The 17,116-nt window shown below is 70.6% G+C and carries 10 protein-coding genes; 1 reads left to right on the plus strand and 9 read right to left on the minus strand.

Translation table 11 applies throughout. The annotated features are described in order from the left end of the window. The 4 genes from pglX to AC08OX_RS06845 form a co-directional block, all read right to left on the minus strand. Nucleotides 1-1,159 (minus strand): BREX-2 system adenine-specific DNA-methyltransferase PglX (gene pglX, locus AC08OX_RS06830; RefSeq protein ID WP_476607041.1); only part of this gene is annotated, 1,159 nt, incomplete at its 3' end. Beyond that, a complete protein-coding gene (gene pglW, locus AC08OX_RS06835) occupies nt 1,156-5,364 on the minus strand; it encodes a BREX system serine/threonine kinase PglW (RefSeq protein ID WP_476607042.1) in 4,209 nt (1,402 codons plus the stop codon). The genes pglW and pglX, both read right to left, overlap by 4 nt. Before the next feature lie 282 nt (nt 5,365-5,646). Beyond that, nucleotides 5,647-6,507, minus strand: coding sequence for a prephenate dehydratase (locus tag AC08OX_RS06840; RefSeq protein WP_476607043.1), 861 nt, complete (start codon nt 6,505-6,507; stop codon nt 5,647-5,649). 124 nt (nt 6,508-6,631) lie between these two features. After that, nucleotides 6,632-8,755, minus strand: a complete 2,124-nt coding sequence (locus tag AC08OX_RS06845) for an acetate--CoA ligase family protein (protein ID WP_476607044.1) — start codon at nt 8,753-8,755, stop codon at nt 6,632-6,634. 145 nt (nt 8,756-8,900) lie between these two features. On the opposite strand from AC08OX_RS06845, the gene AC08OX_RS06850 reads away from it, so the two are divergent. After that, nucleotides 8,901-11,030 carry a catalase gene (locus tag AC08OX_RS06850; protein ID WP_476607045.1) on the plus strand — a complete coding sequence of 710 codons (2,130 nt, stop codon included), beginning with the start codon at nt 8,901-8,903 and terminating at the stop codon, nt 11,028-11,030. Between the two features lie 76 nt (nt 11,031-11,106). Here AC08OX_RS06850 and AC08OX_RS06855 read toward each other — a convergent pair whose 3' ends face one another. From AC08OX_RS06855 to AC08OX_RS06875, 5 genes are all read right to left on the minus strand, one after another. Continuing rightward, nucleotides 11,107-11,529 (minus strand): hypothetical protein, encoded by a 423-nt coding sequence (locus tag AC08OX_RS06855; protein ID WP_476607046.1) that lies wholly within the window; start codon nt 11,527-11,529, stop codon nt 11,107-11,109. 169 nt (nt 11,530-11,698) lie between these two features. Beyond that, complete coding sequence (locus AC08OX_RS06860) at nt 11,699-12,709, minus strand: zinc-dependent alcohol dehydrogenase (RefSeq protein WP_476607047.1); 1,011 nt, start codon at nt 12,707-12,709, stop codon at nt 11,699-11,701. A 70-nt stretch (nt 12,710-12,779) separates the two neighbouring features. Next, nucleotides 12,780-14,300 (minus strand): aldehyde dehydrogenase family protein, encoded by a 1,521-nt coding sequence (locus AC08OX_RS06865; RefSeq protein WP_476607048.1) that lies wholly within the window; start codon nt 14,298-14,300, stop codon nt 12,780-12,782. Nucleotides 14,301-14,607: 307 nt separating this feature from the next. Next, nucleotides 14,608-15,285 carry an AMIN-like domain-containing (lipo)protein gene (locus AC08OX_RS06870; protein WP_476607049.1) on the minus strand — a complete coding sequence of 226 codons (678 nt, stop codon included), beginning with the start codon at nt 15,283-15,285 and terminating at the stop codon, nt 14,608-14,610. A gap of 159 nt (nt 15,286-15,444) precedes the next feature. Continuing rightward, a partial coding sequence (locus AC08OX_RS06875; protein WP_476607050.1) for an ADP-ribosylglycohydrolase family protein occupies nt 15,445-17,116 on the minus strand: 1,672 nt, incomplete at its 5' end.

A 17,116-nucleotide genomic window follows, 5' to 3' on the forward strand; every position in this document is an offset into this window, starting at 1 on the left:
GACCGTTTGACCCCGCCCGGGCTTCCAGGATCTCCTTCAGCTCGCGAGCGTCCTCGTACTCGTAGGTGAACTCACCCTCACCGGTGGAACCCGTCAGGGCGTGGGTGGCGACGCCGTCGATTTCGTCCTGCTGATCCTCGGTGCCCCACAGCAGGGAGTCACCGATGGCGATGCGGATGCGCCAGGCGGGGGCGTCGACGAGCCGGGTGATCCCGCAGACGGCCAGTGCGGCGATGACGAGGCGGAACCGGGCGATCGCCGCCGCGAACGGGTTGATGTCGACACCGTGGACCTGGCCGAGTACGCGCTCCACGTGGACCTTGACGTCAATCCCATGTTCCTGCTTCTGCCACCGGTCGAGCAGGAGGTCGAAGGCGCCGAGCAGGAAGTGCCCGGAGCCGCAGGCCGGGTCGATCATCCGAACCTCGGCGAGGCCGAACTCGTCGATCGCCGGGGCAAGGGTCCGGCCGAGGATGAACTCCTCGACGAACTCGGGGGTCTGGAGCAGCGCGTAGTCCTTACGTGCCTGTTCGGAAAGATCCTGGTACAGATCGCCGAGGAAGCGGGTGGAGGACGCCGGATCGGAGAAGTCGTGGACGAGAGCGCCGGTTTCCGGGTCGATCCGCCGCCAGAACTCCAGCAGGCCGGTCGCCGCGTCCGGTGAGATGTCCACCAGGTGCAGCGGGTTGTGCCGGTTGACCAGATCCCGGGTTGCGTCGTACGCCTCCAGCCGGGCGACCGCCGCCCGCAGGTAGTCCAGGTCGGAGTCATTCTTGTGGTCCTCCGCCTGGAAGTAGAAAGTCTGCCATTCCCGGGCCTCGGCCACCCCGTCGACCCGTTCCCTGGCCTCGCCTGTCTCGTCGGCCTCCTGCTCGGGGCGGACCGGGCCGGCCAGCATCGGACGTCCCAGCAGCGCGTTGTCCTCGCAGAATCGGGTGAACACGCAGGCCAGCACCCAACCGACCGCCACCTGGGTGAGCTGCTGGTCGAGCCACGTCTCGTAGCCGACGCCGGTGCGACAGCCGGTCTTCGCCTCCTGGTACCGCTTGTGCAGCCGATCGTCGACGTCCCGGTCCGACCGGGCCCGCGCGCGCAGGTCCGCCTCCAGGCCGCGGACCTGCCGCTGGAGATCGGCCAACAGGCGTCTCGCCTCGATCACGCTGCTCCTCCCTCAGCGCCGTCGGCGAGCCGAGACTCGTGCCGGACAATCCACTCCTCGGACAGCGCCAGGCCCTGGTTGCCGAACTGGGGCACGGGAGCGCCACCATCCAACAACGGTTGTTTGTCCACGTCGGCCCAGGGTACGAGCAGCCACACCGTACGCACCGGTGATGTCTCGGTCGCCATCCGCACCGATGCGCGCAGCTCATCCAGTACCACCAGCGCCGGATCGTACCGGGCGACCACCCCCGCATTCGTGATCAGCACCGCCGGCCCCGCGGCCTCGATCGAGGCCCGCACACCGGCGAGCCCGGCCTGCGCGACCCTTGAGAGGTTGGCCCAGTCGCGCGACGATCGGTCGGCGGCGTCGGCCTCCAGGACGATCGACCACTGCACCGGGTGCTGGGCGCAGAACTCCCGCATCCCCGCGAGCAGGGCTTGTTCCGCGTCGACAACGGTGACATCCTGCGCGGCCAGGCAGCGTTCGGCCCGGGCGAGTCGCCGCGGCGGCACCGACAGCACCAGCCAGCCGCCGTCCACCAGCGAACGGGTGAGCCGGTCATCCGCGGCCAGCACCTCGTCGGAGACCCGGCGCCATCCCATTGGCGTCCAGGCGGCGCCCGCGCCGGTACTCCAGCGCGGCCTGGTTCCACGGGAGGTGACCAGGGAGGTGAGCCCGGTCACCTCGATGCGGCGGGTCACGTACCGCTTTTTCTCGTCGTCCCAGCACAGCGGCACCCCGGCCGCGTCGAGCAGGGCGTCCAGCTCGGGACGGCCGGGCAGCGCGCCCGCGTGCGGGAACCGCACGATGATCCGCTCGGCCACCTGCTCGGGGGTCAGCTCCGTGCGGCCGTACAGCGCCCCGGCGGCCAGCCGCAGCGCCCGTCCCGCGTCGAGGCCTCGCGGGTAGACCTCCAGGCGCGGCGTCACCGCGGCGTTCTCGGAGGCGATCATGGCGACGTCGAGGAGCCGTTCGGGGAAGATCAGGGAGGGGTCGGTGTCGCCGGGGGCGCGGACGGCGCGCAACGTCTCGATGACCCGAGCCGGAGCCGGCAGCGGGTCCGCGCCGGCGAGGTCGTCGGCCGCGCCGCCGAGCCGGGAGGCCCAGTCCAACCGATCGGCGGTGGAGGGCCCGTCCCCGGCGCGCGCGGGGCCGGCGGCGACGAGGATGCCGTTGGGCTCTCGGCTGTACACCAGCCGTGGATCGCCACCCATCTCGGAACCGCCGGTGGTGTCGTGGGTGGTGTCGTCGCGGGGGGAGTCGTCGGCCAGCTCGGCATCGATCGCCGCGCGTACGACGGCCTCGGCGAGCCGGGAGCGCAGCGGTTCCTCCACCGTGCTGCCCTGAAAGTCGAGCAGGGCCGCCGCGCAGTGCCGGGCGGAGGCGACCCCACCGACCGACTCGACGACCTTGACGATGGTGTCCCGCAGCTCTCGCATCCCGTCGAGGGCCAGCCAATGCCGCTCGAACCTGGCTACCGCCTGCCGGACGGTACGTTGCTCGCGGTCAAGGGCCTTGGCCGCGTCGCGCACGCTCGTCCATGCGTTGCCGCCCTGCTCGCCGAGGCCGAGCAGGGCTTCGGCGACGGCCCGGTCGGTCGCGCGGGGGATGAGCCCGGCGGCGACGCGGTCGAGGAGCGTCGGCTCGGTGGGCCGCTCGGCCGGGGAGGAGGTGACCTGGCCGGCCAGCCGGTCCAGGTCCGCACGCAACTGCTGGCGGGTCTTCGTACCGATGCCGGGCAGCCAGACGACCTGGGCGGGCGACAGGTCGAGCGCGCCGCCCACCGTATCGATCGACAGCCGTTCGAACACCGACAGCACCGGGCGGGACAGACCGGCGGCGCCGATGGGCGTGTCCCGGCTGATGCGCGCGGAGGGCGGCTGCGGGACCACGCTGGCCGGTTCGGCCAGGATCGCGTTCCAGGCGCGGCGCATGTCCTCCGCGGTGTCGAAGCGCTGTCTGACGTCCCGGTGCAGCGCTCGGCGGAAGAACTCGGTGAGACCGGTCGCGTACGACCGGTCGAACAGCTCGGGTTCGATCGCCACGTCGGCGTCGACGAAACTCGGATGCCCGCCATGGGTTCCGTACTCGGGCCGGCGTGCGGTCGCCATCTCGTAGAGCGTCACCGCCGCGGCGTATCGCTCGGCAGCCTGATCCCATCGGCGGCGCTCGCCGCGGCCGAGGAACGGGTCGAGGTACGGGCGGGTGCCGGCTTCGATGGCCTCCAACGGCTCCTTCGCCAGGGAGAAGTCGAACAGGACGAGCTGCCGCTTCTTGCCCCTGCCGCCACGTTCGGCGACGCCGAGGTTGTCCGGCTTGATGTCGCGATGCGCCAGCCCGGCCCGCTGTAGATGCTGGACGATCTCCAGCAGGTCGTCGCCCCACCCCTGGAGCCATTCCGGTTGTAGTCGGCCTCGCTCGCGTAGCTCCTGGGCGAGGGTGCGTTCCCCGGCTGAAGTGATCAACAGGGCTCGGCGTGGGCCGACGTCGATCACGCCGTTGCTCAGTAGCTGCACGACACCGGGATGCTCGCTGAGGGTGCGCAGCGTCTCGGCCTCGGCGACCAACCGCGGATCCCTGTCTCGGTCCAACGACACCTTGAGAACCGCGCGCCCGCCGTCCCGCTCGACGAGCAGAGCGAGCGCCGTCGAGCCGCGGCCCAGCCGGCCGAGGACCGAAAATCCGCCCTCCAGTTCGGCGCCGGCCTCGGTCTCCAGGGGATCAACGACAACCGGTGCCTCCTCCGCGATGGCGGCCAGCCGTTCCCGAACCAGGTCGAGATCGAGCAGGAACGCGGCCATGTCCCGGGTGCGTTGCTCCGGGTCGGCCTCGGTCGCCCGGGCGACGAGCTCGTTGAGCTCCTCGGAGACGGCATCAACCTGTTCGGCGAGTAACAGTCGGTTGTGTTCGGACAGGCGTCGGCTGAGCTCCCCGGATGAGGCCGCGGGGGGTTTCCCGGTGAAGATCCGGTAGGCGATGGCGCCGACCCCGAAGACGTCGAGGGCGACCCCCTTCGCCGTGCCCCAGCTCCACTCGGGTGCGAAGTAGGCCGCGGCGGCGTCGTCGGCCAGTTCGACGTAGCCCCCCGTCGACGTGGCCGGGCCGGTGGTGCTCGGTATCCCTGACGTCGATTCGGAGCCGCGGGAGGCCGTTTGCCAGTCCGTGATCTGGAGGGCGAAGCGGTCGGACCGGCGCCGAACCCAGACGCATCGCGGGCTCAGGCCCCGGTGCGTCAGCACCCGCCGGTGGGCGTACGCCATGGTCTCGGCAAGGACGCGCAGCAGTGCCAACCGATCGTCGAAGGACAGCTCGCGTTCGTGTTCTTGGAGGAAATGGTCCAGCCGGATCGGCTCGGGATCGTGGGGAAAGACGAGCGCGGGGCCCAGATCGTGCTCGACGAAGTCGATCGGCGCCGCGATCCCCGGATAGTCGATGCCGCGTAGTGCGAGGTACTCCCGCTCGGCGGCCCGCACGAGCTGGTCACGCTGGTGCACCGACTCCACACCACTGGCCAGATAGATCCGCACCCGCCGCGGCCGGTCGTCGGGAAACCGCTGGTTGCGGGCGAGGAAGTCCTGCCAGCCGACGCCCTCCTGGAAGGCGGGCAGCTCCAGGCGAAGGCTGCCGACGGTCCGCGCCCGCTGGGACGGGCGGATCCCGGCCTGGTCGACGGCCCGGGCCAGGGCATTGCTGAGCTCGCCGTCCACCCGGCCGGGCTGCCGCGCGAAGTCCAGGAAACTTGGCAGCTGGGTCTGGTCATGCCGTCCGAAGACGTGCGCCCGGCCTTCTGGGACAAGGCGGATCTCCAGCCGCGCGTCGCTCAGGAATACCGCGCCCTCCACCCATGGCACCCGTCGGCCCCGCATCGCCGGCCGGGAAACCAGCAGCGACTTCAGTTTGCGGGCCTTGCGGTTTGCTCCGATGACGGGGTTGTCGACCGGGGCGCGGTGGCTCTGACGCCAGGTGCCCGCGTCTCCCACGAGGACACCGGACCAGGACTTGATCTCCAGCACGACGATGCCCGCCGGCAGGACGAGAAGCAGGTCGACCTCGTTGACGGAACCGTCGGACCCGAGAAACTCGGCGTTCGCCCAAGCCCGGTAGGGATCCCCGGTTGGTAGCTGCGCCTTGAGATAGGACAGGGCCGCACGCTCCCAGGCGTACTCGGACGGTGTGCACTGCGTCCAGCGCTCATCGTCCAATGGGCCCTCCCCCGATGCGCGGCCGGGCCCGGAACCGGACCGGCACAGTCCAAAGATCTTGGATCGTATCTCTGTGGCTGCAGGTGCTTGCAACCAGTGCTGTGGGTAGGCCGTCCCGCGATGGGCTCCAGCGGTGTCGGGGCTGCCCAATCTCGCCGACGCCGCCGGGTGAGGCCACCGCGGCGCGGTGAGATCTGGACCGGCGGGCATCGGGGGTCAGCCGGGCAGCGGCTGGTCCTTTTCTACCGGGCTTCTGCCGGGGCGCGTTCCACCGGCGGCCGATCAGGCCCCGGAACCGGTGCTGATCTGTTCCCGGTACCGGCTCGCCCGGTAGACGCCGAGGATGCGGTGGTCGGCGTAGAAGGACAGCTCCTCGAAGGCGCGGGCGACGGCCGGCTCCTCCGGGCTGCCCTCGATGTCGGCGAGGAACTGGGTGGCGACGAAGCCCCCGCCCACCATGTAGCTCTCCAGGCGGGTCATGTTGACCCCGTTCGTGGCAAAGCCGCCGAGGGCCTTGTAGAGCGCGGCGGGCCGGTTGTGCACCTTGAAGAAGAACGTCGTGACGATCGGGCCGACACCGGCGGCCGCGCGCAGGTTCTCGCCGGACAGAATGAGGAACCGCGTCGTGTTGTGCTCCGTGTCCTCGAGATCGGCCTGGAGGATCTGCAGCCCGTACGCCTCGGCGGCGAGCCGGGAGGCGATCGCGGCCCTGGCCGGATCGCCCGCCTCGGCGATCTCCCGGGCGGCCCCGGCGGTGTCGGCGTGGGCGACCGCCGTCAGACCCAGCGTGCGCAACGCCTCCCGGCACTGGGCCAGCGCCTGGGGATGGCTGTGCACCGTCTTCACCTCGTCGAGGGTCACCCCGGGCAGGCCGAGCAGCTGGTGACGGATCGGCAGGAAGTACTCGCCGATGATGTGCGCCCCGGGGCGGGGGAGCAGATGGTGGATGTCGGCGACCCGACCCGCGGTGGAGTTCTCCACCGGGATCATCGCCAGGTCCACCTCACCCTCCTCCAGCGCGGAGAAGCACTCGTCGAAGGTCTGGTAAGGGACCGCGTCGTAGTCCGGATAGACGTCCCGGCAGGCGATGTGGGAGTTGGCTCCCCGCTCGCCCTGGAACGCGATCCTCTGTCGGGCGGTCATCCATGTCCTCGAATCCGCTGGATCGGGTACCGGCTGGGTCCGTGCCGGCTGGGTCCGTGCCGGTGTTGACTCCTCGACCGTACAGTTCCCGGGCGAGGAGTCCCCCCGCGCCCGAGGAGCGGGCTCAACCGCCGGCGGCGAGCGCGCGCGGCAGCGTCCGTGGCAGTGTCCGTGGCTCGGTCTCGGGCGGGAGCAGGCGGATGCCGGCGTGCAGCAGCACGACGCCGCGGCGGCCGACAAGCACCGGATCGAGCAGGATCTCGGCGATGGCCGGCAGTTCCTCCCTGAGCCGGGCGACGCGGTGCAGCAGGTCGGCCAGGGCGTCGGTGTCGGCGGCGGGCGCCCCGGAGCCGCCGAGCAGCAGCACACTGCCACGGATCTCCTGGATGAGCTCGGCCGCGTCCCGGTCGGTCAGCGGCAGCGTGCGGGAGAGCGGGTCGACGAGCAGGTCCGCGACGACCCCGCCCAGGCGCAGTGAGAGCAGCGGACCGACGATGGGATCCTGCCGCAGCCGCACCACGGTCGAGACCCCGGCCGGGGCCATCGGCTGCACGAGCATGTCGCCCGGCCCGACGGCGGCGCGGATGGCCTGCCAGGCCTGCGTGAGCCCGGCCGCATCGTCGACTCCGAGCTGGACGGCGCCGACGTCGAGCCGGCTGCGGAACCGTTCATCGGCGATCTTCAGCGCCACCGGCCACCCGAACGCCTCCGCCGCGGCGAGGGCCTCGGCCTGGTCGCCGACCCGCCGGCTCGGCCAGGCGCGCAGGCCGACCCCGGCCAGCAGGGTCGTGACGGCGGCATCGGGCAGCCACGCCCCGTCCTTCGGGTAGCGCTCGGCCTCGGCGCGGGCGCGGTCCAGGTCGATGCCGGCCAGCACGGGGACGCTGCCCTGGTCCCGGGCCCGCCAGGCGGCATGGTCGGCCGCGCGGGACAGCGCGAGCGCGGCCGACTCCGGCGAGGCGTAGGAGGGCACCGACCCCGGGCCCGGGGTACCCGAGCCGTCCCGGACAGCCAGCTGGGCGGGGATCCCATCCTGCCCGAGAAAGGAGGTGAGCAGCGGCAGGCCGCTCTCGACGGCCACCGCGCGCACCGAGCTCGCCAGCCGGTCGACCTGCGCGTGCGGGGTGACCAGGGTGATGATCGCGTCGACGTCCCCGGAGGTCGCGACCGCGCGCAGCGCGGCGTCGAACCGGTCCGGATCGGCCAGCGGCCCGAGATCGACGGGGTTCGTGGCGTACCGATGGCCGACCAGCGTGGCGAGGCCGGCGCAGGTCGAGGCGGACAGCGCCGGCACGTCGAGCCCGTAGGTACGGCAGGCGTCGGCGGCGAGCGCCGCGAGCGCGCTGGAGGTCCCGACGATGCCGACCCGCCGGCCGGCCGGCAGCGGTTGGCAGGCCAGCAGCTGGGTCGTGTCGAACAGCTGGCTCAAGGTGTCGACGCGTATCACCCCGGCGCTGCTGAACAGGGCGCCGATGTCGCTGTGGGCGGCCTCCCGCCCGCTCTTGAGCGCCACGACCGGCTTGTGCCGGCTGAGCTCGCGGGCGATCCGGGCGAACCGGCGTGGGTTGCCCGGGCTCTGCAGATGCAGCATGACCACGCCGGTTCGTGGATCGGAGCGCCAGTACCGCAGCAGGTCGTTGCAGGAGACGTCCGAGCGGTCCCCGATCGAGACGAACGTGGAGATGCCCAGTGCGCGCCGGGAGGCGTTGGTGAGGAACGTGCCCGCGAGTGCCCCGGACTGGGTGAACAGGCCGACCCGGCCGGGCGGGGGGTCGCCGACCGCGAAGGTGGCGTGCAGCCGGACCGTCGGGACGGTGTTGATGACGCCCATCGCGTTCGGCCCGATCAGTCGCATGCCGCCGTCACGGGCGATCCGGATAACGTCCGCGAGCCGGGCCCGTCCCTCGTCACCCCCGTCGGCGAAGCCGGCCGCGACCACGATGACGCCGCGTACCCCCTTCTCCGCGCAGGCCCGCATGACCTCGGCGACCCGTGGCGCCGGCACCGCGACGACCACGAGGTCGATCTCGACTGGGACGTCGCGCAGGTCTCGGTAGGCGTAGACGGACGCCACATGGGTTGCCGCGGCGTTGACCGGATAGACAGAGCCGGTGAACTCGCTGGCGAGCAGCCGGCGGAAGATCTCGTGACCGATCGAGCCCGGCTCGCGGCTCGCCCCCACCACGGCGACCGTGCGCGGGTGGAGTAGCCGGGCGATGCTGCGCGACTCCGCCAGGTTCTCCCGCAACGGATGCCTCCTCGCTGGTTCCCGCTGGCGGCGGGGAAGACCGCGACGCCGGCGCGACGCCGTCCGGAAGCGAGATTTACTCGTGTCGTCGCGGGTAGGTCCGGGTACGCCCGGACAGCATCAGGTAGCCAGCGAGGTGACCATCATGACCGATCCTGGGACGTCGCGCCTCCCGCGGGACGACGCGAAGCAGCAGCAACTCGACGCCGTCCGAGTCGGCGACGACGGCGCCCGCATGACCACCGACCAGGGGATCGGTGTCGAACACACCGACGACTCGCTCGCGGCGGGGGAACGCGGTCCGACGCTGCTGGAGGACTTCCACTTCCGGGAGAAGCTCACCCGGTTCGATCACGAGCGCATCCCCGAGCGGGTCGTCCACGCCCGTGGTGCCGGTGCCCACGGGTACTTCGAGGCGTACGAGTCGCTCGCCGACGTGACCCGGGCGCACTTCCTGGGCGAGGGCGGCCGGCGTACCCCGGTGTTCGTACGGTTCTCGACCGTCGGCGGTTCCCGCGGTTCCGCGGACACGGTCCGGGACGTACGCGGATTTGCCGTCAAATTTTATACCGAGGAGGGTAACTTCGATCTCGTCGGTAACAACATGCCGGTGTTCTTCATTCAGGACGGCATCAAGTTCCCCGACTTCGTCCATGCGGTGAAGCCGGAGCCGCACAACGAGATCCCGCAGGCATCCTCCGCGCACAACACCCTGTGGGACTTCGTCAGTCTCGTCCCCGAGTCGATGCACATGATGATGTGGCTGATGTCGGACCGGGCGCTGCCGCGCAGCTACCGGATGATGCAGGGCTTCGGCGTGCACACCTTCCGGTTCGTCGATGCCGCCGGGCAGGGGACCTTCGTCAAGTTCCACTGGCGGCCGAAGCTCGGCACGCACTCCCTGGTCTGGGACGAGACACAGAAGATCGCGGGCAAGGACCCCGACTTCAACCGGCGGGACCTGTGGGAGTCGATCGAGAACGGTACGTTCCCGGAGTGGGAACTCGGCGTGCAGCTCGTGCCGGAATCCGACGAGCACGCGTTCGACTTCGATCTTCTCGACGCGACGAAGATCATCCCTGAGGAGCGGGTGCCGGTGCGGCCGGTGGGACGGCTGGTTCTCAACCGCAACCCCGGCAATTTCTTCGCCGAGACCGAGCAGGTGGCGTTCTGCGTACAGAACGTCGTCCCCGGCATCGACTTCACGAACGACCCGCTGCTGCAGGCCCGGCTGTTCTCCTACCTGGACACCCAGCTGATCCGGCTCGGCGGCCCGAACTTCGCCCAGCTGCCGGTCAACCGGCCGGTCGCGGCGGTGCACAACAACTCCCGCGACGGTTACGGGCAGCATCGCATCCAGCAGAGCCAGACGTCGTACTTCCCGAACTCGATCAGCGGCGGTTGCCCGGTGCTCTCCGATCCGGCGCACGGCGGGTACGTGCACTACGCCGAGCGGGTCGACGGGAACACGATCCGTAAGCGGAGCGAGAGCTTCAAGGACTTCTACAGCCAGGCCACCCTGTTCTGGAACAGCATGTCCTCCTGGGAGCGGCGGCACATCGTCGACGCGTTCAGCTTTGAGCTCGGCAAGGTCGACTACACCCAGATCAAGGAGCGTGTCCTGGGACATCTCGCCCAGGTGGACCACGAACTCGCGGCCGGGGTCGCCGAGAACCTCGGACTGCCGGTGCCACCGGAGAGCACCCCGAACCACGGACGATCCTCACCCGCGCTGAGTCAGGCCGACCAGCCCAGCCGGGTGGCCACCCGCAGGATCGCGGTGCTCGCGGCGGACGGCGTGGACGAGGTGGCATTGCGTTCGGCCACCGCCGCGCTGCGCGAACAGGGCGCGATCCTGGAGGTTCTCGCGCCGCACGGAGGCATGCTCGCCACGGTGTCCGGCGACGCGTTGCCGGTGGACCGAACGCTGGTGACCATGTCCTCGGTCCTCTACGACGCGGTGTTCGTCGCCCCGGGCGAGCGCGGTGTCACCACACTGACACACAACGGCGAGGCCGTGCACTACGTCGGCGAGGCGTACAAGCACGCGAAGCCGGTCGGCGCGGTCGGCGCGGGGGTGTCGCTGCTCGAGATCGCATCCTTGCCGGGCGCGCGGGTCGCCGACCAGGGTGACGCGGTGGTGTCCGACCGGGGTATCGTGACGGTCCGCGACCTTGCGGGGCCGTCCGTGCTCGGCGACTTCGGTTCCGCGTTCGCCACGGCCGTGGCCGCCCATCGGCACTTCGACCGCGCGCTGGAGGCCGTCGCCGCGTAGGGCCGGGTGCGATGGTGCCGATGCGCCAGATCCTGACTGACGGTCAAGGCCCGTCAGGTCTTCGAGGAGGCCGGGTTCACGCGTGACCACGGTGGTCCGCCGGGTTGGTCACGTCGTTGGCGCCGACGACCAGAGCGGCATCGGCCTGCGCGAACTCGGGGTTGACCGCGGCCAGCTGCGCCATCACCTGCGGCCGCGGCAACGGCGCCAGCAGCCCTACCAGGGTCTGCCCGCCGCGCAGCAACGCGCGCGTCCGCGGGTCCGGGGGGCTGACCGACACCACTACGTCTGCCCGCGCGAACAGGTCGAGCCGTGCGACGACGGTGGCGCCGGCCCCGGCATAGGCGCCGTCGGGAAACCATGCGCCACGTCCGGCTCCGGTCTCGACGAGCACGTCGAGACCGGAGCCGACCAATCGGCCCACGACCTGCGGAACCATGGCCACCCGACGCTCGCCGGGCGCGGTCTCCACGGCCACGCCCACGGTAAGCGGACTCATGTGGTCTTTCCCTCTTTCGGGATTCTCCTCGTGCTTCTCTTCCCCGTTGGGGCGGGGATGAGGACCGATGGCCGTGCGGGCAAGGTCAAAGCGGACAGGGTCAGACAGGGTCAGACCGTGTTAGACCTGATCAAATTGGATCAGGCCGGGCCGGTCGGAACGGGCCAGATCAGAACTCGAACACCAGCCGGGCCGGGACCTTGCTGGCCAGGACCTCGTCCATGCAGGCGTTGACGTCGTCCAACTTCCGGCCGGAAGCGATCACCCTGGTCCGGCCGGCCGCGTGCAGCCGGAACACCTCGGCCAGATCGTTGCGGGTGCCGACGATCGATCCCTTGACCGTGATCCCCTTCAGGATCGTGTCGAAGATCGGGATGGACATCGTGCCATCCGCCGGCAGGGCCACGCAGACCAGCCGGCCGCCGCGCCGCAGCGACGCGAACGCCTGCTCGAACGAACGGGGCGACGCGGCGAGCGCGACCGCCACGTCGGCGCCGCCCAGCCGCTGGATGGCCTCGACCGGGTCGGCGGTCCGCGCGTTCACCACGTGGTCGGCGCCCAGTTCGGTGGCCAGCTCCAGCTTGGCCTCGGTGACATCGACCCCGACGGTGAAACCACCCGCGATGCGGGCGTACTGCAACGCCAGGTGGCCCAGCCCGCCGATGCCGAACACGGCCACCGTCTCGGCCGGGGTCACCCCGGCTACCTTGATGGCCTTGTAGGTGGTCACGCCGGCGCAGGTCAGCGGCGCGGCGTCGAACGACGGCACGTCACCGGGCACCGGCACCGTGTAGTCCGCGTCGGCCACCGCGTACTCGGCGAACGCACCGTCGATCGAGTAGCCGCTGTTGCGCTGGCTTTCGCACAGCGTCTCCCAGCCGCCGACGCAGTAGCGGCAGCGTCCGCAGGCGTGACCGAGCCACGGGATCGCGACCCGGTCGCCGATCGCGCGCCCGGTCACCCCGGCGCCCACGGCCTTGACCACGCCGACGCCCTCGTGACCCGGGACGAACGGGAGAGTCGGCTTCACCGGACAGTCACCGTGCGCCGCGTGGATGTCGGTGTGGCACAGGCCACTGGCCTCCATCCGTACCAGGATCTGACCCGGCCCCGGCACCGGGACGTCCCGGTCCTCGATACGCAACGGTGCCCGGAAATCGGTGACAACTGCTGCCTTCATAACATCCTCCAGCCAGGGGAATCGTCGGTGGGAAATGCCAAAGGACTCCGGAACCCTGGAATCCGAAACCCTAGAACAGGCCGAGCGCGTTCTCGTCGTAGCTGACCAGCATGTTCTTGGTCTGGCTGTAGTGCTCCAGCATCATCCGGTGGTTTTCGCGGCCGATGCCGGACACCTTGTATCCGCCGAATGCCGCGCCCGCCGGATACCGGTGGTAGCAGTTGACCCAGACCCGGCCGGCCTTGATGCCCCGGCCCATCCGGAACTGGCGGGCACCGTCCCGCGTCCACACGCCGGCACCGAGCCCGTAAGGCGTGTCGTTGGCGATGGCCAACGCCTCGGCCTCGTCCTTGAAGGTGGTGACAGCCAGCACCGGGCCGAAGATCTCCTCCTGGAAGACCCGCATCTTGTTGTGGCCCTTCAGCAGCGTCGGCTCGAAGAAGTAGCCGTTCGTGAACTCTCCGGCCGGCCGCGTCCGGTGCCCACCGGCCAGCAGTTCGGCGCCCTCAGCCAGGCCGGTGTCCACGTAGGAGCCGATCTTTGACAGCTGCTGCGCGGAGACCTGCGGGCCCAGCATTGTCGCCGGGTCCAACGGGTTGCCCTGCTGGATCCGGCCGACCCGTTCCAGCGCCCGCGCCATGAACTCGTCGTAGATCGACTCCTGGATCAGCGCCCGGGACGGGCAGGTGCACACCTCGCCCTTGTTGAACGCATACAGCACCAGCCCCTCGACCGCCTTGTTCAGATAGGCGTCGTCGGCGGCCAGGACGTCCTCGAAGAAGATGTTCGGGGACTTTCCGCCCAGCTCCAGGGTGACCGGGATGATGTTCTGCGCCGCGTACTGCATCATCAGCCGGCCGGTCGTGGTCTCACCGGTGAACCCGATCTTCGCGATCTTCGGGCTGGTGGCCAGGGCTCTGCCGACCTCGGCGCCGGGCCCGTTGACGATGTTGATGGTGCCGGGCGGGATGACGTCCTGAATCACCTCGGCGAACTTGAGGACCGACCACGGCGTCGGTGACGCCGGCTTGATCACCGAGCAGTTACCCGCGGCCAGCGCGGGCGCCAGCTTCCACGCCGCCATCAGCAACGGGAAGTTGAAGGGGATGATCTGCCCGACCACCCCGAGCGGCTCATGGAAGTGATAGGCGTAGGTCTTGCCGTCAATCTCGGAGATCGACCCCTCCAGGGTGCGCGCCGCCGCGGCGAAGTACCGGAAGTGGTCGGCGGCCAGCGGGATGTCGGCAGCCAGCGTCTCCCGCACCGGCTTGCCGTTCTCCCAGCTCTCCGTGACCGCGAGCATCTCCCGGTTGGCGTCGATCGCATCCGCCACCGCGGTCAGCACCTCGGCCCGCTCCGCCGGGGACGCGGCGGCCCAGGAGTCGGCGGCGGCGTGCGCCGCGTCCAGGGCGTCCTCGACATCCTCCGCCGCCGACCGCGGTATTTCACAGATCGGCTGCGCCGTGGCCGGGCTGAGGTTGGTCGAATACTTACCGGCCCGCGGCGGCAGCCACTTTCCACCGATGAAGTTCTCGTACCGGTCCGTAACATGGACGATACTGCCTGGCTTTCCAGGTGGGACGTACGTCATGACAGCCTCCCGATCTCCGCAGGGCGGGCGCACCTTCCGGCGTGCCCCGACCGGCATGTATGTTTCTCTGCCGAGGCCAAGCACCCCATATCGCGCCAGTCCTGAGAGCACGTGAGGAAGGTCCCGACCCCCGATGCCGAACGGGCCGTTCCCGGGCCAGTGCCGGGCAGCCTAAGTTGATCATGCTGTTGTGCTGGGTTTTCGGGGTGCGGCGCGGTGTGCCTCGATGACCGGCGACGGCAAAGAGGGAACTGCCCGCGCCAGGGCGGTGCGGGCAGGCCACGGGCCGAGGCCTCACCGGCAGGCCTCAGGCGGCGAGGTCGATCACCACGCGCGACGGGTTCGACAGCTCGAACACCCGAAAGCCGACCCGATCGTCGACCCCCAGGCCGAAATGGACGTATCCCTCGTAGTCGCCGGTCATCCGATACTGGACGAGCGCGGGAAGCCCGCCGCCGGCCCGCGGTGTGCGCAGCGTCGACCTACCGGTCTCATCGTGGGCCACGGCCGGGAACAACACCACCTCCAGGAAGGCCTGCCCCCGCAGCGGGACCGCAACGCCCTCGCCCGGCGACAGCACCTCGGCCACGTAACGCACCTCGTAGCCAGGGATCTGCCCTTGGAACTCGATCGTCAGCCGATCGAAAGCCATCCCGCCGGCGACGTTGTGCGCGCCGCGCACCGCGACGACCGTCGCGTTACCGTACAGCTGATGCCCGACGCGGCGCGGTTCGCTCGACCAGACCGGCTCCCGCGGCGTCGCGGTCGTGGAAGGCGACGTCACCACCGGTCCATCCGGCGAGCGGGAGGACACGGACGGAGAAGGCACCGGCGAGGTGCCGGATACCGATGGCTTCGGCGTGGTGACGTCGGTGGAGCCGCCGCCACCGGCACCGCCGCCACATCCCAGCGGCACGAGCAGCGCGCCCGCCAGCAGCGCCACCGCCCCGATCCATCGCCGGCCCGTTGTTGTCCGCCCCTTCATGCAACTCACCTCGCAGCCCAGCTCACCTCGCCGCCCCGGGTGGCCGAAAGGGACCTTCGGCAGGGGACGGTCAGGTTAACGTCCCCCGACCAGGTGAGCCGGAAGCACCACGGAGCACCGGCACAGCTCGGACCGATGGGAGATCTGATGTGCGTGAGCTCAGCTCCCGGGGTAGCGGGTGGACCAGGCCGGGGTGGCCGCGCCGAAGGCGTCGGAGACGGTCGCGGTGTTCTCGATCTCGGTTACCAGATCGTCCGCGACCTGCCCGACCAGCTCATAGCCCGCCAGCTCCTTCAGCCAGGCTGCCGGCAGCGCCGGCTCACCCAGAGCGGTGCCAACGAGGTTCCCGCAGATCGCACCGGTCGAGTCGCTGTCGCCGGAGTGGTTGACTGCCGCGAGCAGCGCCGTCTGCGGATCGTCGGGCGCCGCCACCGCGCAGTACACCGCGATCGCTAGCGCCTCCTCGGCGACCCAGCCGGCGCCCAGCGATTCCACGCGTTCCGCCGTGGGCGCACCGTCCGCTGCCGTTCCGAGCGCCGCCCGCAGAGCTCTGGCCACTTCCTTGCCGTCGCGTTCGGCCGACAGGCGGCCGAGGGCCGATGCGGTGGCCTGGGTGATGCCAGCGCCGTCCACCATCGCGGCGACGATCCATGCGAACGCGCCCGCGGCGAGGTACCCGGAGGGATGACCGTGGGTGAACACGGCGCATGCGACCGCATGGTCGAAGGAGGTTTCCGGGCCCCGCCGGAGCAGCCCGAACGGGGCCGAGCGCATCACCGCCCCGCATCCCTTGCTGCCGGGGTTCGCCGGCCGCGCGAGCGTGCCCATCTCGGGGCGTCCCAGCCCGGACAGGCAGGCGTTCCCCGGAGCGCGCCGGGCATACACCAGCTGCTGCGCCGCCAACCAGCCGTCCACCTCCCCGGCGGCCGGACCGGTCCGCCGCTGCGTCGTGAGCCAACGCTGGTAGGCGCGCCACAGCACCGCGGGCGGATCGGCGATGCCCCGGGAACGGCTGCGGACCGAGGCCCGGATCAGACCCTCCACGGTAAAGAGCGTCATCTGGGTGTCATCTGTAAACGGAGCGTGTACCCCGTAGGCGGCCGTGAGGCCGATGACCCCCGCCGTCCCATACTCCCGTCGGATCTCGTCAAGCGACTGGAATTCGATTGCCGCACCGAGCGCGTCTCCCAACGCCCCGCCCAGCAGGCAGCCCCGGACCCGGTCCCGGTAGGAGAGGCCGGAGTTCGCATCGTCCGTGGGCGCCGCCGCGCGCCGCTCTGATGGCCACAGGCTGACCGCGAGCCCCACGGCGGACCGGGCGGCCGGGGCGGCCCACAGACGTTCCTTGGTTCCGGCGGCGCCCTGGCTCTCTTCCGGGGTTTCGAGATCGGCGGCGGCGGCGAGTTCGGCGGCGGTCATGCGTTGGCGGGCCAGTGCCCGGCCCGACCTGCTGAGAATGACACCCTCGGCGGTCAGGATCTCCCGTGGATCGTCGGTGCGTTCCGGATCGGGCCAGCGGAAGTCCGGGGAGACGGAACCGTTCAGGAGCAGGACGCGGTGGGCGTTGGAGATCCGGGCACTGGCCAGCTTGGCTCCCACCGCGACGGCGTGGGACCCGATCACCTCCGCGACGTCGGAGTAACTGGTCCAGCGGCCGGGTGGGATCGCGGCCAGTACCCGGCTCATCAGGGTCCATCGCTGGTCCTGGGACGGCGGTACTACGGACTCGTCCGGGCCGGGCCAGATCTTCACGATCCGCTCGGCGAGCGCCCGGCCACGATTCTGGATCTCCTCCCGGCCCCATCTGTCCTGACCGGAGATTTCTCGGTTC

It is taken from the genome of Frankia sp. CoBUL1 (genome assembly GCF_978021245.1).

Coding starts and splice junctions, on each gene's coding strand:
- AC08OX_RS06850 (WP_476607045.1), top strand. CDS start 8,901: ATGACCGATCCTGGGACGTCGCGCCTCCCGCGGGACGACGCGAAGCAG.
- AC08OX_RS06855 (WP_476607046.1), bottom strand. CDS start 11,529: ATGAGTCCGCTTACCGTGGGCGTGGCCGTGGAGACCGCGCCCGGCGAG.
- AC08OX_RS06870 (WP_476607049.1), bottom strand. CDS start 15,285: ATGAAGGGGCGGACAACAACGGGCCGGCGATGGATCGGGGCGGTGGCG.
- AC08OX_RS06865 (WP_476607048.1), bottom strand. CDS start 14,300: ATGACGTACGTCCCACCTGGAAAGCCAGGCAGTATCGTCCATGTTACG.
- AC08OX_RS06840 (WP_476607043.1), bottom strand. CDS start 6,507: ATGACCGCCCGACAGAGGATCGCGTTCCAGGGCGAGCGGGGAGCCAAC.
- AC08OX_RS06860 (WP_476607047.1), bottom strand. CDS start 12,709: ATGAAGGCAGCAGTTGTCACCGATTTCCGGGCACCGTTGCGTATCGAG.